Genomic DNA, 16,929 nt, shown 5'->3' on the forward strand with positions numbered 1-16,929 from the left:
CGTGAGCCAGCTTCTTTTTTTCAGCTAATCTGCGATCATCCCAAATTAATCTCCCGGATCTTCTCCAGCGGTATCTTCGGTTTCCGGTCCTCGGTCAAGAGGCCGTTAACCTCCTGCTGCACGTCGGTAACCTGCGTATAGCAGAACCCGGAAATGTAAGGCGTCGCTTTGATCGCGCCGACGATGCTGCCAAACCGCTCCAGGAAAGCTTCCTCGGAAGATACCTGGTTGCCGTACCCCCAGCCGCTGTCCGTCTGGAACGCGATGCCGCCGAATTCGCTGATGATGATCGGCTGGCCTTTATAGCCGTAACCTTCGGCAAAAGCGTGCTTCCACTGGTTGAAGGATACCCCGTTGTTCACCACCACGTCTTTTTCCTTATACATGGCCAGAAAATCCTCGCCGCGCTCCACGTAATCATGCAGGGTCAAAATGTCGGAAACGGTGTGCTCCCAGCCGTCGTTGGTCACAACCGGACGATAAGGATCAATCGCTTTGGTCAAATGGTAGATCGCTTCCGTAAATTGCTGCTGCTTCACTTCATGGCCGATTTGCGGCACGCCCCACGATTCGTTAAACGGCACCCAGGTGATGATGCACGGATGATTATACTGCTGCGGCACGATCTCCAGCCATTCTCTTGTAAAACGCTCCACCGCTTCGTCGTTGAACTCGTAAGTGGCCGCCATTTCGGACCAGACCAGCATGCCTTTGACGTCGCACCAGTACAGGAAACGGGCGTCTTCGATCTTCATATGCTTGCGCAGGCCATTGTAACCCATCGCGGCAATTGCGTCGATGTCTTCGATTAACGCTTCTTCGGAAGGCGGGGTCAGATGGCTGTCCTGCCAGTAGCCCTGATCCAGAATCAGCCGCTGGTACAGAGGCCCGTTGTTGAGCAGGATCTGGCCGTTTTCGATCGAAATTTTGCGCATGCCGAAATAGGAAGCGACGCGGTCGATCTCCCGTTCCCCTTCATACAGCACGAACTCCACATCGTACAAATTCGGATTTTGCGGCGACCACAAGCTTTGCTTCCAAGGACCGCCGGCTTCGTGCAGCACGCTCGTTTCCACGGTGAGCCAGGCTCTATCCGCCGAAAGGCTGACCGAGCGGACCGGCTGGTCCTTAAGCGTAATCTCCGCTTCGAGGCGCAGGTTATTTTTCCCTTCCAGGCCCTGCATTTGAAAGTCGAAACGAATCATCTGCCGGTCGATATCCGGCGTCATTTTGACGCTCTCGATCCGGGTTTCGCTTGCGTGCTCCAGCCATACGCTTTTCCAGATGCCTGTCGTCTGCACGTAAAAACATTCGAAATTGTCGTTGACCCAGCGCTGCTTGCCCCGGGGCTGCGTGCAGCTTTGGCTGTCCTCGACCTTCAGCACGATTTCGTTCTCCTCGCCGGGTTTCAGGCTGTCCGTAATGTCGAAGGAAAACGCCGCATAAGCTCCTTCATGTTCGCCCGCAAAAACGCCGTTCACCCAGCAGGTGGCTTTATAATCCACCCCTTCGAAATGCAGCAGGGTCCGTTGGCCCTCCGCTTGAGCCGGAAGCGTCAGCTTTTTGCGGTACCAGACGAGCGGGTGGAACGTCTCCTCGCCGATGCCGCTGGCCTTTGTCTCATAGGTGAAAGGAACGGTGATTTTCCGGCCTTCCGGGAACCGGTTCATCCACTGGCCCGCCTCCCCGGCCCGTTCGTCGTCAAAGCTGAAATCCCATTCGCCGTTCAAATCCTGCCAGGCCTGGCGGACAAATTGCGGTCTCGGGTAGTTCTTGATGTAGGATTTGGTGGTCACAGATTTTGTAGGTACGGATGTGCTCATAAGTAGCTTCCTCTCTCTCCATGGTGGCGTTGTTTAAGGAAAAATCGTCGTTTAAATAATGAAGTTTACGTCAGCTCAAGCCTGAACGCCCCCGCTTCCCCGCCGCCTGCCCCGGTCTCATGATCCACAGGCTGAAGCCGATGACGGCCAGCAGAATCAGCGTCATGCCAAAGGCCGAGCCGGGGGAAATCATAAACCCGTAGGGCCGCTGGCTGGCTGCAATCGCAAAGATCAGCAGGTTGCTCATCAGCAGAAACCACAGCACGTTGCTGCCCATCGCTTCAAGCGACCGGAACAGGCGGAACGAGTAAGCCAAACGCGCCGGCAGCCCATCCGAGAAACGCTCCAGCAGCCGCGCCAGCAAATAATAGCCGTACAGCAAGACGGCAGGGCCGAGGATCCACCACACCGACGGGGGAAAACGTTCCGGCAGCAGGCCGTCCTGCGAACCCAGCCATCTCCAGGCAAACAGCCCCGAAGCTGCTGCCGCTCCGGCAAGCACCCGCCAGTCCCAGCCGATCCGGTATTTGGCGAACAGCATGCCGATCAGATAATAGGGGGAATACTGCACGACCGGGAACGACGCAAAATCGCGGGTCCCGAGCAGCGGCCCCAGCTTGACGGCGTGAATGGCGCCGTACGGGATGAAAGGAGTTCCCAGCAGCAGCAAGGCGATCAGGAACCCGACCGATTTGCGGCGGACGGCCCATTTCAGCGGCGCAAACAGCACCAGGCCGGCAAAGGTCAGATAAGCAAAGGAGATCAGGAACTCCGACCAGCCGGGCATTTCCTCCACCCGCAAAATCGGCTTGATCCCCGCCCAGCCCAAAGGCCGGCCGTCGATAAACAGGCGGTAAGCCGCGCCAGACAGCCAGAAAGCGATCAGCATCTTTATGGCGGTGAGCAGCATGCGCGGCGCGGCCTGCCGAAAGCTTTTTCCATAATAAGCGAGCTGCGACACGTACCCGAAACTGAACACGAATCCGGAAAACGTCAGCAGATTGATGAGGTCGATCCAGCGCTGCCCGGCGGGATAAACCTGCTGGTCGCTGAAGAACTGCAGGCTGTGGCAATAAACCATGCCAATGACCAGCAAACCCTTAAACAGGTCGATGGAGGTTTCGTGTTTGAGGGGGATTTTTTCCGGCCCGCTCATGCTCATCCTTTAATGCCCGACATGCTGATGCCTTTGACGATCTGGCGTTCAAAGATGACGAACAAAATGATGATCGGAATCGAAGAAATCGCGTTGATGACCATCGGCTTCACGTAATCCTCCGAATATTGGCCCATCAGCGTCGGGATGCCCATCGGCAGCGTAAACAGGTTGTCGTCCGTGATGGACAGGAACGGCCATAGGAAGTTGTTCCAGGACCCGATAAACGTCAGGATCGCCATGGAAGCCAGCGCCGGTTTCGTCAGCGGCAGCATCATTTGCGTAAAAATCCGCCACGTGCCGCCCCCGTCAATCTGCACGCTTTCGAGCAGGTCGTTCGGAATGCCGTCGAAGAAGCTTTTGAGCACAATGACCGCCACCGGAGAAGCCAATGCCGGGATAATTAAACCCTGATAGGAATTAAGCAGGCTCATATCCTTGGCCACCTGGTACAGCGGAATGATCGTGGCTTCGCCCGGAATCAGCAGCCCCGCCAGCACCAGGAAAAACGTCAACGTCCGGTAGCGGAACGGCAGCTTGGATAACGCAAATCCGGCCAAAGCGGCGAACAACACGGTAAAAATCGTCACCAGCACCGCCACCAGCAGGCTGTTGACAATCCAGTTCGTCAACTTCGTCCCGCTCAGGATTTCGTCATAAACGGCAAAGGAATAAGGCGGTTTAAACCAGTCCAGTACGGTGATAATCTTCATGCCTTCTTCCTTGATCGAAACGACCAGCATCCAAACCAGCGGAGCCGCAAACAGGATAGCCATGAGGATCGAAAAAATCCGGTAAAACCACTTCATCGCACATCCGCTCCTTTCCGGTTATTCAACCAGTACTGCAACACGGACAAGATCAGCAAAATGACAAACAGCAGATACGACATGGTGGCCGCGTAGCCGAGGTCGTTTTTCTTAAAGCCGGTCTGGTAAATCAGCTGGATGATCGGCCGGGTCTTGTCGAGCGGTCCGCCGCCGGTAATGATATAGATCTGCATAAACACCTTAAAGGAAGCGATAATCTGCAGCATCGTGATGGTGCGTGTGATCGGCGCCAAATAAGGCAGCGTGATTTTCCAGAACATCTGGCGGTCATTCGCCCCGTCGAGCCGGGCCGCCTCGTAAATTTCCTCGGGAATCTCCTGGATGGCCGACAGATGCAAAATAAAGTTAAAACCGACGGTCCACCACAAGGTCAGCACAGAGATGGCTACCCAGGCCAGCGCCGTTTCGGTCAGCCAAAACAGCTCCGAGCCTTCCGGCAGAATCCCGAACAGATGAAGCACCGAGTTCACAAGCCCGGTGTAGGGCTGGAACACAAACAAACCCAAATAAGAAGCCACGGCCACCGACAGCACGCTCGGAATAAAAAAGAGGCTCCGGTAAAACTTCTGCAGCACCGATTTGCGGTTGGCAATCAGCGCCAGTGTAATCGACAAGACAATCATCGTCGGCGTCGTAAAAACCACAAAGATGGCGGAGTGCCAAAACGCCTCCCACACTTCCCGGTCCTGCAGCACCTCGCGGTAGTTGTCCCAGCCGATGTAGCTCATTTTGCGGATCAGCGTCCATTTGTAGAACGTCATCTCAACGCCTTTGAGCATCGGCCATATCGTGAACAAGCCGTACACGGCCAGGAAAGGAAGCAGGAACAGCAGCGCCTGAAGGTCCGCCCTCCCTTTCTTCATTCTCATTTTCCGTCCACCCCGTTTCCGGAACGACCGCGGGGCCTGCTTCGTGGAATAAAATAGATCCCTTAAGATGGCAAAAACTGCAGCAGGCCTTCGCTTCCGGTTCGTCCCTTAATCCATATGCCTCGCGCTTTGTTTTGGAGCTGACCTTAGTCGTTCAGCTCTTTCTGCACGCCTTCCTGCATTTTGTCCATCGCTTCCGCCGGGGTCATTTTGCCCGCCCAGACCTCGTTCAGGAATTTGAAGGACACGTTGTCGCGAATCTGCCAGTTCTTCGTGGACGGCTTGTTGAATTTGACCGTGCTGGCTACGGCCGCGTAATCGCTGCGGTAAGGCATCGCTTTGTATTCCTCTTTCTCCAATACGGAAGGTTTGGAAGGAATATGACCGGCTTTTGCCCAGATTTGGCCGTTGTCGGCAATCCAGTTGGCGAACGTGATGGCTGCTTTGCGTTTTTCAGGATCGTCTTTTTTCGTTACCGGTAAAATAATCGTGTGGGAATCGCCCCAAGTAGCTTCCTGGTCAAAAATCTTCGGAATCGGCATGGCGCCGAATTCCAGGCCTTTCGTGGACTCCCAGGTGCCGGTCGCCCAAACGCCGGTCATCATGATGGCCGCGGTGCCGCTTTGGAAGTTTTTATAGAAATCCGGATCGTTTTTCTTGATGTAGCCCTGCGTGTACAGGTTCTGGATGAACTCGGCCGCTTTAATGCCTTTTTCCTTGTCGACCGCCGCTGTCTTCAGGTCGTCCGCCACCAGGTCGTTGCCGCCAAGCTGCGAATACAAAGCCCACCAGAAGCGGTAAGGGTCGTCGTTGGAGTTGGAAAGCGCAAATGGAGTAATCTTTGCCGGAAGTTTATCTTTCAGCGTTTTGAGGAAAGTCATGAAGCCGTCCGCCGACTGCTCAAACACCGGTTTGCCGTCTTCGCCCAGCAGGCCCGCTTCCTTCAGCAGTTTGGTGTTGTAGAACATGATGAAAGGGTGCGTGTCGATCGGCACTGCATAATGTTTGCCGTCCACGACGGTGGCGTTCAGCAGGTTCTGGTTAAAAGAGTTCCAGTCCACGCCTGCGTCGGCCGCCGTTTCGTCCAGGTCGGTGACGACGCCTTGATCGATCAGGTCGGGAAGGCGAGAGGTGTGGGAAATGCCGACGTCCGGCCCGTTGCCGTTGCCGACCGCCGTAATCAGCTTGGTGTAGTATTCGCCCCAAGCCAGCTTGGTGTTTTTCACCTGAATATCGGGGTGGGTTTTATTGAATTCGTCAACCATCGCCTGCATGTTATCCCCGTCCCCGCCGTCAAACAGCGTCCAGAAGGATAATGTGACCTTGCTGCCGCCCGAATTCCCGGAATCTCCGGAGCCGGAGTCGCTGGAGGCCGTACCGCCATCATTGCCGGATGCCGCAGCGTTGCCGTTGCCGCCATTGCTGCCGCCGGACGAATTTCCTCCGCCGCTGCTTCCGCAGGCGCTCAAAATAACGGAAAAAGACAGGAGCAATGCCAAAACTGCAAAACCGATGCTTCTCTTCTTCATTCGTGTCTCCCCTTTAATTTAAAAGTGAAAGATACAAACATCAATTCTGTTTTATTACATAATTTTTGTATCTTTAAGGCGATTATAGGCCCTGTTTCCTTCGATGTCAACGCTTTCAAACAATTATTTTGTAATTAAAAAGGTTAAAAAAGGCCATTAGCTACAGTAATCCTGCAACTAACAGCCTTTTTATAAAGGGATTTAGCCTGCTTGTGCGCCAACTTACGGGCATGATAATACGCCTGCTTAGGCCTGCCCTCCTTCTTCTTCCTCGGGCACAAACTGCACCTTCATGACCAGATTTTGCTCATAATCGCCGAACTGCCTGCCGAACAAATTGATCCCGCCCTGATGGACCGCATCCGGCTTGATGCCGATTCTTAAACGGACCTTCGGGCTCTGATCCAGATTCAGCTGGCTGAGGTTAACGGAAGAAACCTTCTCCATGTCCAGCGTCGTTTTCTCCCGGTCGACCTTCCAGGTCTTGAGCAGGCCGTATTGGGTAGACCAATCCAGCCACCAGGGCGGATTCAGCTTGCCTCTGCGGTCGCCGAAGTCACCCGGGCTGGTCCACATGCCGATCTCGACGCCGTTGATCCAGACGGAGATGTCCGACGGCCAATTATTGTCGTAATTCGGGGCTTCAGAGCACATCTCCATCGACAGCTCCAGCGCCTCAATGCGCGATCCGGCAGGAATCTCCATCGGCAGCAAATATTCTACATAGCCTTTGCGGAACCACATGATCTGGGCGCTGATATGTTTCGGATGATAGAAACTCGCCGGCTCGTCCTCGCGGATGATCATCCCTTCGGCATTTGCCATGCCGCAGGTCGGCACCACCTCGCAGTCGCTGTAATGGCCGATCGGCACATCCACCTCATAGAGCCTGATGTCGCCTTTGGGGATCGATTTTTCCTGATTTAACGCGATATGGATATCGTCATAATTCCGGCTGCACACCTTCATGGCTCCCCTTGAAGCCGGCAAAAGTTCGGTATTGATCAATTTGGCGGCCTCCAGCACCCGGATGTTGTTGGCCACCGTGGACACCGGAAGCTTCAGCAGCTCGGAAATTTCAATGACATTAAGGTTTCGGGACACCAGCAAACGCAGAATATCCACGCGCGAACGCGTCGATAAAGCATGCGCCACCGTCACCAGCTGTTCGGGATCGTCAAAACTTAGCTCTAACACGACTTTGCACTCCTCTTGAACTCGACGTCTGCTGCTTCTCATATCTAGGTCAAAATACTTCTATGACCATAATACTACTTCAAACCGGTTATTAAAATCAATAAATCGGGAATAAAATGAACTTTTTGTATCAAACAAGAGAAGACGAGCGGCATTTTGGGAAGAAAAAAGCATTCCGGTTAGGAATGCTTTGCTGAATCAATGATTAAAAAATCCATGGTACCAGAAGCTTGTTAAGAATAACTGACTCTGGAGCGCGTCAACCGGTATTTATACAACTCCGGCAGAACCACGCCGATAAGAACGATGACCACACCGACCCACTGCAGAACACTTACATGCTCGCCCAGCACAATCGAGGACATGAGCACCGCCACCGGCAGCTCCGCCGCTCCGAGAATGCCGGCCATGTCCCCGCCGGTATGAGGAACGCCGACTGCAAACAGCACTGGCGGAAGGAAGGCCCCAAAGAAGCCGAGCAGCAGGCCAAACACGAGCAGCTCGCTCCAGATCAATCCGTTGAAAAGGAATGTTGGCGGGAACAGGATACACAAAAGGATGAAGCCGCCCGTCACCATCCAGGCGCTCCGGTAAGCCGGATGCGCGGCCGGCACGGCCCTGCCGCTGAACAGCACGAACAGCGAGTAGCTTACCGCGGACATCAGGCCAAACGCGATGCCCCAAACGTTAAACTCGCTCAGTCCCTGCTCCAGAAAACCTGCGGCAAGCAGCGTGCCGCCGAACAGCACCAGCAGCGTCAGCAGCGTGACCTTATTGGGCCGCTGGCGTCTGAGCACAGCCTGAATCAATACGCTGATCCAGGTAAACTGGAACAGCAGCAGGATCGCCAGCGAGGCCGGAATGTACCGCAGCGAATGGTAATACACCAGTCCGGTAATGACGGTCGGCGTGCCAGCCGCCATCAGCAGCAGGCGCTGCTTCCAGGTCAGCTGCTGGAATCCAGCGGCAGCTGCGGCCTTGGGGGCGGCCTGGTACGCCTTGCGGCCCTGTCTGAATTTCGTGAAGAAAGCAAGCAGCCAGGACAGGATAAATCCGGTCAAAAGCTGGCTTCCCACCACTTCCCCCAAATCATAGCCCTGCCCGTAAGCGAGCACCACTATCGTAGATAAAATGCCGTAACTCATCGCTCCAGCGAGAACGGCGATATAATATTTCATGGTTTCGATAACCCCCCGGCTTAAAGTACAAAACGCAAAAAAATCCTAACCCCGCAGCCTGAAAGGAGCGTTAAGCTCTTTTCATAGCTTCGTAGTTAGGAAGTTAAGGCTCCCTGTAGAAACCCTCGCCCTGTGTACACGAACCCGGCCTGCGAGGTTATACGAATGGAATATAGAATAGCTTGCGTTATGCGCAGCATAAAGTTCAAGCAACAACTTTTCATATATTACATGGCAAGTAAAGGACTGTCAACCTTCTTTTCGGGCGATTTTTTATAATAGGCCAGCAGCTGTTGATTCCTATTCTTGATCCATATACGTAATGTTAAACGGAGCATTGGTGATAAACAATACCGTAGCCCCGCCTTCGGCAGCGGCTCCGTGTTCGGCCACGATTCCTTCGGGGAACCAGACAAAACTTCCCGGCCCAAAGGAACCTTGGCTGGTATAAAGCGTTCCTTCCAGGACGTACATGCCGTGAGACATTTTTTCATGGATATGCCATGGGGTGATAAAACCTTCCGGATAATAGCAATAGTTAATGAGCATGCCCGTGTCAGGGTCATTGAGCAATTTCTTCTCGTACATTCTTATGTCGGTATTTTCCTTGACCAGTTCATCCCACTCCATGTTGTGAATGTCTTTGGCGATGATCTTGATTTCATTGTGCAGATTTTCCATAATTCTTGTTCCTCCTCGGTAAAATGAATGTCGTTTTGCGGTCTGCAAATACGCGTTTAAATCAAAATTTCGAGTCTAAAAAAAGTTCCGGGATTAACCCCCGCCCGCTCCGCTAGCTTTCGCATTCGATTTCGGCCAGCCTTTGCAGAAATTCGTGCAGATAAATTTCCCTTTGCTCCTGCGAAACATGGGCCGGCTGCCAGGCAATGAAAGGAGGCCTGACCTCAATCCCGGCATAAGCCAGCGTCCCGTGCTGGATCATCTGCAAATGCTGCTCCAGCCTGCCAAGTACGCCCGCCTCGCCATATTCGTCCTGACCCGCCCCGGTTGTAAGGGCCAGCATCGCCTTTTTGCCCTTTAAAGGCCCGGTTTCGAAACGGGAGCCCCGGCCATAAGCAAACCCAGGGGTAAACACCCGGTCGAACCAGCCTTTCAAAATAGCGGGAACGGAATGCCACCACAGCGGAAAAATAAACAGAATCTCCTCCGCCCATTTCACTTTGTTCTGCTCATCCAGAATGTCCGGGGACAGCAAACCGTTTTCGTAAGCATGGCGCTGCTCGGCCCCATATTTCAGATAAGTTTTGCTGCTTAATTCCGCAAAATCCCGGCTGTCCGCAATGGCCTTAAAATCCATAGCATATAAATCGGACACCTGTACTTCATGCCCATGATTCCTCAACGCGGTAACAGCGGTATCGCGCAAAGCCCCGTTAAACGAACGGGGTTCGGGATGAGCATACACAATCAGCACTCTCATTTTGCAACAAGCCCCCTAAAATGAAATCGATTTCAAATTGATCGGCAGGACGGCGGATTTTTCAGTTTTCAAGGCTTTCTGCCAAAAAACGTTCAACAAGACGGTTAAATTTGTCCTGCTGCTCCAAATAAGGCTGCAGTCACTCTCCAATATTCTCTAAAACTGAGGGAACTTCCTTCCGGATTCCCCTGACCGGGCAAATCCATACCGTATACCTGGCCGCAAAATATTTTCGCTGGTGCATCCAGTTATTGCTGGGGGCTTATTCCCTTCGAATATATCGCCAATCCCGGGCGGCGTAACCCTCCATTTCGGATTTTTTTGAGCGTACCATTCGGTGCGAGCGAGGCTGGGATGCCCGAGGCACAGACCGTCTTCGAAAAAATAAAGACGCGACCGGCCGATCGTTTACTGCGATCCATTTACCGGTCACGTCTAATCTTTTTACCTCTTCATAGATAACTACCGATCCATATCAGATAGCTGGTCCATATCCTCATTCTATCTTTCTGCTTAACTAATCGAAGATTTCCGCTGCTTCAAATCCTCCAGAATGGCCGGGTATTTTTTGTCCAGCTTATACATCCAAAGGAAGATCAGAGTGATGATGCCGATCACCATCGGGATATAGATATTCAAAGCCAATATCATGGAATTTGCCAAATGGGACTGCGTTGCCGCTCCGCCGACATACCCCCCCAGCTGAAGCAGCCATCCCAGCATGGCTGTGCCAAGACCGGTGCCTACCTTAATGCCGAAGCTTGCAGCACTGTTCACCAGTCCTTCTGTGCGGACTCCGGATTTCCATTCCCCGTATTCAACGGTATCGTTAATCATCGCATAAAGCACCGCGGTCAGCGGCACCCCTCCGAAACCGCTTACAACACTGCCAATCATAAAGCAGGTCAGGCTATTTGGATTGACGAGTTTGATGATATTCCCGACCAAACCAAGTAATCCCCCCATAATTGCGATATTCCGTTTGCCGAATTTCTTAATCAGCGGGGCGATAAACAGCATGCCGATCAGGATCGGAAGCATGCCCGCCGTGCTTATGATCCCTAAATAACTCGAATTGCCCAAAATATACTGCGCATAATAGATGCCCGCCCCCTGCAGGCCTGACCCGATATAGGTAAATACGCCGATCAGCAGCATAAGCAGCCAATATTTATTGGAGAACAGCGCTTTGATCCCTACTTTCAACGGGATATTGTCTTTGACCTCGCCGGCATTGCCTACCACTTCTTTCGTGTGCCGGAACAGGAGAAACAAAATGACAATCATAATGATGCTGTACAGAACGGCCACCGTCGTCCAGGCGGATTGTCCGCCGCCGAAGGCTTTGACTAGCGGGATGGTCGCCGATGAAGCAATGATCGAAGCCCCGATCGCAAAAAACATCCGGAAAATATTCGCCAGCGACCTGGAATACTGGTTCTGCGTGATTAACGCAAGAAGCGTGTTATAAGGAATATTCGCTGCGGTATAAATCAGGTTCATCAATACATAAGTTGCGGCGGCAAAAACGACCTTGCCCCCCGCGCCCAAACCGGAAGGCACGGAGAACAGCAGAATGGTCGAGATCCCGAGCGGAACGGCCATTCTGAAAATCCAGGGCCGCGCCTTGCCGTGTCTGGATTTCGTCCGGTCAATGACGATCCCCATGCCGATGTCACTGATGCCGTCCAAAACGCGGGTCAGCAGCAGCAGGGTTCCAACTGTTCCCGCTGCGATGCCGACCGAATCCGTATAATAATAAGATAAAAAGGTGCTGGTCAGAATCCAGACCAAGCTGTATCCCAAATCGCCTATGCCGTAACCCAATAATCTTCCGGTTTTTAACTGGTCGGACGAGACGTTGTTATTTTGCATAACTTCTTTTTCCATATATGCTCCCCCTAAACATGCATTCAATCATCAGGTTGTGTGCAGATGGTGATACAGAGCTCCATAAACATTGGCATCCAGGGATAGCGCGCCTTTGTTCACCGGAATCCGGTAATCGTCACGGTCGCCGCCGGTCATTTCGAAAAAGCGTCCCGGGTCTCCCTCCAATACCTGCCCGGTGATTTCATCCAGCTTGCGCCGGAGGGTCGCCATCACCAGCTCCTGCTCGCATAAACCGCCGGTGATCACCGTCTTTTCCAAATCCAGCAGCAGCGCCGAATTGAAGATCAGGCCGGCGATCCCTTCGCAATAAACATCCAGCATGCCAAGAACGGCAGGGTCTCCCTGCGCGGCGAATTCAAAAAATCTTTGGCCCGTCATCTCCCGGATCGGGATTTGTTTCATTTCGGATAACTGATACAGCAGAAGAGCAAAAGAAGTGGTGGCACTCGCCAGCTCGGCCTTGCCGCCTCCGTACGCGCCCAGCATTCCGAATACCATAGCCGCGTTCCGTTTGTTCCCCTCATACAGCTTCCCGTTCAAAATCAGGCCACCGCCCAGGCCGCTGCCAAGCACCAGCACCAGCAGGTTGTCGGCTCCTTGTCCCGAGCCTTTCCACCATTCGCCCAGCGCGGCGGAAAAGCCGTCGTTCAGTACCGTAACAGGAAGCTCGCTGCGAGCTTCCATTTCCTGCTTCAGGTTGACGCCCTGCAAAATTGGCGGGATGTAGGCGCGGTAGATGTCTCCGCCCGCATCCATCCGCCCGTTGGTGCTGATCGCGATGGCATCGCCGCTGCCGCGGTATTTCGCGACTATTTTTTCCAGATTGGCAAAATAGGCTCCCGCTGAGTCGTAGACCGTCGGCACTTTCTCCTTGGCGAGAATCTCTCCTTCCGTCGTCATCAAAGCAAATTTCGTATTTGTAGCCCCAATGTCAAAAACCAATTTGTTCATCTCGTTTACCGCCTTTAGCTTGCTGTTTAGAGAACTTCCCCGTTGGTGGAAATCACTTGTTTAAACCAGTCGTAGCTTTTTTTCTTATAACGTTTAAGATCCTTCAGATCCGTGTCCGTACGATTCACGTAAATAAACCCGTAACGTTTCTTCATTTCGCCCTGGGAGCTCAAAATATCGATCGGTCCCCAGGTCAGGAAGCCCATTAGATCTACGCCATCTTCGGCCACGGCCAGCTTAAGCTGATTCAGATGCTCCCGGAAATAATCGATCCGGTAATCGTCTTCAACCGTCAGGTCTTGATTCAGCTCTTCATCTACGCCTATTCCGCATTCAATCGTGAACACCGGGAGACGGTAACGTTCATGAATTTCCTTGACCGTCAGCCGGAGACCGACCGGATCAATGGCCCAGCCCCACTCGGTGACCTCGAGATATTCATTTTTGACCGGTGCCTGGAACAAACTCATCAGGATGGAAGCGCCGTCCGTGTTCAATCCGGCTTTTATAGTGGCGGACTGATAATAGCTGTGGGAGAGAAAATCCATTTTGCCTTGTTTGAGGTAATCCAGATCCTCCTGCGTGAATGGCGGCGTGCTTCCCGTCCGTTCCCATTCGGCCAGAAGATCCGCCGGATATTCGCCGTAGGCCAGGATATCCAGCGTCTGATAGTTATAATTCCGATTGCCGCGTTCCGCCGCCAGTACATCCTCCGGCTTGCAGGTAGCCGGGTAGACCGGCATAAAGTTCACCATCCCGCCTACCTGGGCATGAGGCGCATATTCGCGAGCCAGATGCGCGACGGACGCGGAAGCAAGGAAGATATGATGCATACAAATGGCCTGCTGTCTGTTTTTCTCCTCTTTGGACATCGATTCCGGCAGATAATAGGTTTGCATCAAGGCAGCGGCATTCTGCTCGTTAAATGGAAGGTAATATTTCACGCGTTTGCCGAAACGCTGAATGACGGTTTGGGCGTATTTTTTGAAGCCTTCCAGCGTTTCTCTTCCCGCCCATCCGCCGTATTTCTGCATCAAAGCAAGCGGCATATCAAAATGGTGCAGACAAACGACCGGCTCGATGTTGTATTTCAAGAGCTCGTCGATCACGTTTTCATAAAATTGAAGCCCTTCTTCATTCACTTCGCCTTCCCCGTCCGGCAAAATGCGGGCCCAGCTCAGCGAGAAGCGGTATGAGTTGAAACCCATGCCGGCGAACAAAGCGATGTCTTCTTTATATCGATGGTAGAAATCAATCGCGACCTTCCAGTCGGAGCCTGATTTGGTTTGTTCCTGTACGTCATAAGTGGTCAGCCCTTTCCCGCCTTCGTTCCAGCCTCCCTCTATCTGCATGCTCGAGACGGAACCGCCCCATAAAAAATTCTCCTTAAATACGCTCATGTCCAATCCCCTTTTCCTGAAAAATTTAACTTCCGGGCAGCTTGTCAAAGTGACCCGCCGCCGTAAATGTAAGCGGTTATATTGCCATATTAGCAATCGTGCCGCATAATAGTTGTAATATTTTAAGGTTTATAACACGATTTCAAGGAGGTAAATAAGGATGAGCAGACGACAAGCCGAGCTTGCCATGAAACAGATGCTGATGTCCGGGTACGGGCATTATTCGCGGGCCGAAGAAAATAAAGCCTTTATCGCCTTTCTAAAAGGCATCGATACGCAGTTTGAGTATTCCTGGTCGGAGTTCCCGCTTGCCCAGCAGCCCTTGCGCGCCATCAAAAACCACCTGATCTGTTTTGTCGCCGTCACCTGCCGTTATGCGGCGGACTTGGGCGCCGACGATGAACGCTGTTATGCGCTGAGCGATTACTATATCAATGAAATTGAAAACCGGGCGGATATTCAGAACTGGAAGGATATGATTCTGGAGATTTCGCGGCATTACGTCGAACAGGTCCGTCTGGGCAGCGAAAAAAAATACAGTCTGCCGATCCAGAAAGCGGTCCGGTATATCCGGCAGCATTTGTACGAGACCTGCCGGCTGCAGGACGTAGCTGCCGCAATCGGCGTTCATCCCAGCTACCTTTCCTCGCTTTTTAAGAAAGAGACCGGGGTTTCGCTGACGCATTTTGTAAGGGAAATGAAAATGAACGAAGCCAAAAACATGCTCCATGACGGGGAATATTCGGAATCCGAAATTGCGGAAATGCTGGGGTATCAAAGCTTGTCTTATTTCTGCAAGGTATTTCGGGAGGTTCATTCGTGCAGTCCGCGGGAGTTTGCGATGGGGGAGACTAAAGGAAACTGAGCCCGCATATTCGCATCAGATGCGCCTACATGGGCTCACGGTTTCTTAATCTTTTATATAAACCAGCATGCTTTTACCCTTTCACCGCCCCTGCCGTCAGGCTGCTTGTAATTTGCTCGGTAAACAGCATGTATAGAACGACTGAAGGCAAAGCAATCAAGGTCATAACCGCAAACTGGGACGCATAATCCGACGCATATTGCCCCGTAAATTGAATAAGGGAAAAAGGCAGCGTCTTTAAACGGTCCGTGCTGATAAAGGTAATAGCCATAATAAACTCATTCCAGGTATTTAAGAAGGCCAATACGGAAACGGAAGCGATTACCGGTTTGGATAAAGGCAAAATCATCCGAAACACAATGCCTATCAGGCTTAGTCCATCAAGGACTGCAGCCTCCTCAATCGCCCGCGGCGTAGTTTGCAGGAACCCTATAAATATAAATACGCTAAGCGGAATCAGAAAGGCGATATTGGGTAAGATCAGCGAGAAATAAGTATCGATGAAATGGACTTTGTTAAATATGAAAAAGTTGGGCAAAAGCGTAGCATAGATAGGCACAATGAGGCAGATCATAACCAGGCCTTCTAAATATTTGTTCCATCTCCAGTCAATTCGGGCAATCACATAACTCAGCATGATGGATACCAGCACGGTGACCACAATAACCACGGCAGCCACCAGCACGCTGTTAAGCAGGTTTGCAGGCACATGGCCGTACTTGAAGGCGTTCGCGTAATTTTCCCAGTGAAAAGGATTAGGCCATTTTAAAAGGGTATCTCCGAAAAAATCCCCGCTTTTAAGCAGAGAAAAGTCCATCATCCACACCAAAGGAAAGATTTGAACCAGCGCGATCGCAAGCAGGAGGATCGATGAAACAACCTTAAAAACTATGGATTGGTTTTTCCCCATTAGAACTCACCTACGTCTTTCTTCAGCAAACGGTTCATGATCAGCGTGACAACCAGACAAAACAGCACAAACAGGATGGAAATTGCATTTCCGTAGCCAAACAATCCTTCCCGGAAGGCTTTGGAATATAAATAGGTCCCCAGAAATTGAGTGCTGTTCGCAGGCCCGCCGCCGGTCATGAGAAACACGGTTTCCATTTGCTTAAAGCCGGATACGACCGCCAGAATAACATTGATGCGAATGACCGGAGATAAGAGCGGAATTACGACCCGCATATTAAACTGCCGTTTGTTGGCCCCGTCAATGATCGCCGCCTCATAAAGCTCCGAGGGAATTCCTTTTATTCCGGCATAATAGAGCAGATAAGCGTAACCGAATCCCTGCCACATAGCCACAAAAATGATCGAATAAATCGCAATATCCGCATTGCCGAGCCAATCCTGAGTCCATCCTCCCAGTCCAATCTGCTTCAGAATCCGGTTGATTAATCCGAATTGGACGTTCAATAAGCTGACCCACATTTGCGAGGTTACAAAGGTAGAAATGATGGAGGGAATAAAAATCAAAACTCTTAGAGGGCGCTCCCATCGTCCGGTATACGGAGTAATAATCGCCATAAACACCGCAAACGGGTGCTGGAGCAGCACGAAAGCTAACCCCAGCAATACCGCGTTGGTGAGCGATCTCCAGAAAATAGGATCGCCAAACAAAATGTCCTTAAAGTTCGTCAGGTCAAAGCTTGAATAGGCCACACCGTCGTAATTCGTAAAACCGAGATAAAGGGCGACCGCCATCGGCAGAAGAATCAGGCAAACAATAAACAGTATCCCGGGTGCAATGAGAACGGCCATGTTCCCTCTGCCCATCCACAGTTTGTTCATATCCAC

15 protein-coding genes and 1 riboswitch are annotated in these 16,929 nt (G+C 52.1%); of the genes, 1 reads left to right on the forward strand and 14 read right to left on the reverse strand.

Annotation, left to right across the window (positions count from 1 at the left end; translation table 11 throughout):
- Positions 1-35: 35 nt before the first annotated feature.
- The 12 genes from AC3ZPD_RS12030 to AC3ZPD_RS12085 all read right to left on the reverse strand — a co-directional run bounded on the left by AC3ZPD_RS12030 (position 36) and on the right by AC3ZPD_RS12085 (position 14,267).
- Complete coding sequence (locus AC3ZPD_RS12030; RefSeq protein ID WP_490984534.1) at positions 36-1,823, reverse strand: glycoside hydrolase family 2 protein; 1,788 nt, start codon at positions 1,821-1,823, stop codon at positions 36-38.
- Between the two features lie 70 nt (positions 1,824-1,893).
- Positions 1,894-2,979, reverse strand: coding sequence for a hypothetical protein (locus tag AC3ZPD_RS12035; RefSeq protein WP_490984535.1), 1,086 nt, complete (start codon positions 2,977-2,979; stop codon positions 1,894-1,896).
- A gap of 2 nt (positions 2,980-2,981) precedes the next feature.
- Complete coding sequence (locus tag AC3ZPD_RS12040) at positions 2,982-3,788, reverse strand: carbohydrate ABC transporter permease (protein ID WP_490984536.1); 807 nt, start codon at positions 3,786-3,788, stop codon at positions 2,982-2,984.
- A complete protein-coding gene (locus tag AC3ZPD_RS12045; protein ID WP_490984537.1) occupies positions 3,785-4,678 on the reverse strand; it encodes a carbohydrate ABC transporter permease in 894 nt (297 codons plus the stop codon). Before AC3ZPD_RS12045 ends, AC3ZPD_RS12040 begins: the two co-directional genes overlap by 4 nt.
- Before the next feature lie 146 nt (positions 4,679-4,824).
- Positions 4,825-6,207 carry an ABC transporter substrate-binding protein gene (locus AC3ZPD_RS12050; RefSeq protein WP_490984538.1) on the reverse strand — a complete coding sequence of 461 codons (1,383 nt, stop codon included), beginning with the start codon at positions 6,205-6,207 and terminating at the stop codon, positions 4,825-4,827.
- Between the two features lie 246 nt (positions 6,208-6,453).
- Positions 6,454-7,404: an ArsR/SmtB family transcription factor gene (locus tag AC3ZPD_RS12055; RefSeq protein WP_490984539.1), complete on the reverse strand. Its 951-nt coding sequence runs from the start codon at positions 7,402-7,404 to the stop codon at positions 6,454-6,456.
- Between the two features lie 233 nt (positions 7,405-7,637).
- Complete coding sequence (locus tag AC3ZPD_RS12060; RefSeq protein WP_490984540.1) at positions 7,638-8,582, reverse strand: EamA family transporter; 945 nt, start codon at positions 8,580-8,582, stop codon at positions 7,638-7,640.
- A gap of 72 nt (positions 8,583-8,654) precedes the next feature.
- Positions 8,655-8,767: riboswitch (purine riboswitch) on the reverse strand.
- A gap of 115 nt (positions 8,768-8,882) precedes the next feature.
- A complete protein-coding gene (locus AC3ZPD_RS12065; protein ID WP_490984541.1) occupies positions 8,883-9,263 on the reverse strand; it encodes a cupin domain-containing protein in 381 nt (126 codons plus the stop codon).
- Positions 9,264-9,375: 112 nt separating this feature from the next.
- Positions 9,376-10,023, reverse strand: a complete 648-nt coding sequence (locus AC3ZPD_RS12070; protein ID WP_490984542.1) for an NAD(P)H-dependent oxidoreductase — start codon at positions 10,021-10,023, stop codon at positions 9,376-9,378.
- 513 nt (positions 10,024-10,536) lie between these two features.
- Positions 10,537-11,913, reverse strand: coding sequence for an MFS transporter (locus tag AC3ZPD_RS12075; RefSeq protein ID WP_490984543.1), 1,377 nt, complete (start codon positions 11,911-11,913; stop codon positions 10,537-10,539).
- A 30-nt stretch (positions 11,914-11,943) separates the two neighbouring features.
- Positions 11,944-12,867: an ROK family protein gene (locus tag AC3ZPD_RS12080; RefSeq protein WP_490984544.1), complete on the reverse strand. Its 924-nt coding sequence runs from the start codon at positions 12,865-12,867 to the stop codon at positions 11,944-11,946.
- 26 nt (positions 12,868-12,893) lie between these two features.
- Positions 12,894-14,267, reverse strand: coding sequence for a glycoside hydrolase family 1 protein (locus tag AC3ZPD_RS12085; RefSeq protein WP_490984545.1), 1,374 nt, complete (start codon positions 14,265-14,267; stop codon positions 12,894-12,896).
- Between the two features lie 160 nt (positions 14,268-14,427).
- On the opposite strand from AC3ZPD_RS12085, the gene AC3ZPD_RS12090 reads away from it, so the two are divergent.
- Positions 14,428-15,132 carry a helix-turn-helix domain-containing protein gene (locus AC3ZPD_RS12090; RefSeq protein WP_490984546.1) on the forward strand — a complete coding sequence of 235 codons (705 nt, stop codon included), beginning with the start codon at positions 14,428-14,430 and terminating at the stop codon, positions 15,130-15,132.
- Positions 15,133-15,205: 73 nt separating this feature from the next.
- Here AC3ZPD_RS12090 and AC3ZPD_RS12095 read toward each other — a convergent pair whose 3' ends face one another.
- Both AC3ZPD_RS12095 and AC3ZPD_RS12100 read right to left on the reverse strand, forming a co-directional pair.
- Positions 15,206-16,042 (reverse strand): carbohydrate ABC transporter permease, encoded by an 837-nt coding sequence (locus tag AC3ZPD_RS12095; RefSeq protein ID WP_490984547.1) that lies wholly within the window; start codon positions 16,040-16,042, stop codon positions 15,206-15,208.
- Complete coding sequence (locus tag AC3ZPD_RS12100) at positions 16,042-16,923, reverse strand: carbohydrate ABC transporter permease (RefSeq protein WP_490984548.1); 882 nt, start codon at positions 16,921-16,923, stop codon at positions 16,042-16,044. Before AC3ZPD_RS12100 ends, AC3ZPD_RS12095 begins: the two co-directional genes overlap by 1 nt.
- Positions 16,924-16,929 lie beyond the last annotated feature (6 nt).

This window comes from Paenibacillus mobilis (assembly GCF_058267595.1).

Bases quoted from the DNA above. Each gene is read 5' to 3' on its own strand.
- AC3ZPD_RS12035 (WP_490984535.1), bottom strand. From the start codon at position 2,979: ATGAGCGGGCCGGAAAAAATCCCCCTCAAACACGAAACCTCCATCGAC.
- AC3ZPD_RS12095 (WP_490984547.1), bottom strand. From the start codon at position 16,042: ATGGGGAAAAACCAATCCATAGTTTTTAAGGTTGTTTCATCGATCCTC.
- AC3ZPD_RS12030 (WP_490984534.1), bottom strand. From the start codon at position 1,823: ATGAGCACATCCGTACCTACAAAATCTGTGACCACCAAATCCTACATC.
- AC3ZPD_RS12085 (WP_490984545.1), bottom strand. From the start codon at position 14,267: ATGAGCGTATTTAAGGAGAATTTTTTATGGGGCGGTTCCGTCTCGAGC.
- AC3ZPD_RS12045 (WP_490984537.1), bottom strand. From the start codon at position 4,678: ATGAGAATGAAGAAAGGGAGGGCGGACCTTCAGGCGCTGCTGTTCCTG.
- AC3ZPD_RS12060 (WP_490984540.1), bottom strand. From the start codon at position 8,582: ATGAAATATTATATCGCCGTTCTCGCTGGAGCGATGAGTTACGGCATT.
- AC3ZPD_RS12070 (WP_490984542.1), bottom strand. From the start codon at position 10,023: ATGAGAGTGCTGATTGTGTATGCTCATCCCGAACCCCGTTCGTTTAAC.
- AC3ZPD_RS12050 (WP_490984538.1), bottom strand. From the start codon at position 6,207: ATGAAGAAGAGAAGCATCGGTTTTGCAGTTTTGGCATTGCTCCTGTCT.
- AC3ZPD_RS12065 (WP_490984541.1), bottom strand. From the start codon at position 9,263: ATGGAAAATCTGCACAATGAAATCAAGATCATCGCCAAAGACATTCAC.
- AC3ZPD_RS12100 (WP_490984548.1), bottom strand. From the start codon at position 16,923: ATGAACAAACTGTGGATGGGCAGAGGGAACATGGCCGTTCTCATTGCA.
- AC3ZPD_RS12075 (WP_490984543.1), bottom strand. From the start codon at position 11,913: ATGGAAAAAGAAGTTATGCAAAATAACAACGTCTCGTCCGACCAGTTA.
- AC3ZPD_RS12090 (WP_490984546.1), top strand. From the start codon at position 14,428: ATGAGCAGACGACAAGCCGAGCTTGCCATGAAACAGATGCTGATGTCC.
- AC3ZPD_RS12040 (WP_490984536.1), bottom strand. From the start codon at position 3,788: ATGAAGTGGTTTTACCGGATTTTTTCGATCCTCATGGCTATCCTGTTT.
- AC3ZPD_RS12080 (WP_490984544.1), bottom strand. From the start codon at position 12,867: ATGAACAAATTGGTTTTTGACATTGGGGCTACAAATACGAAATTTGCT.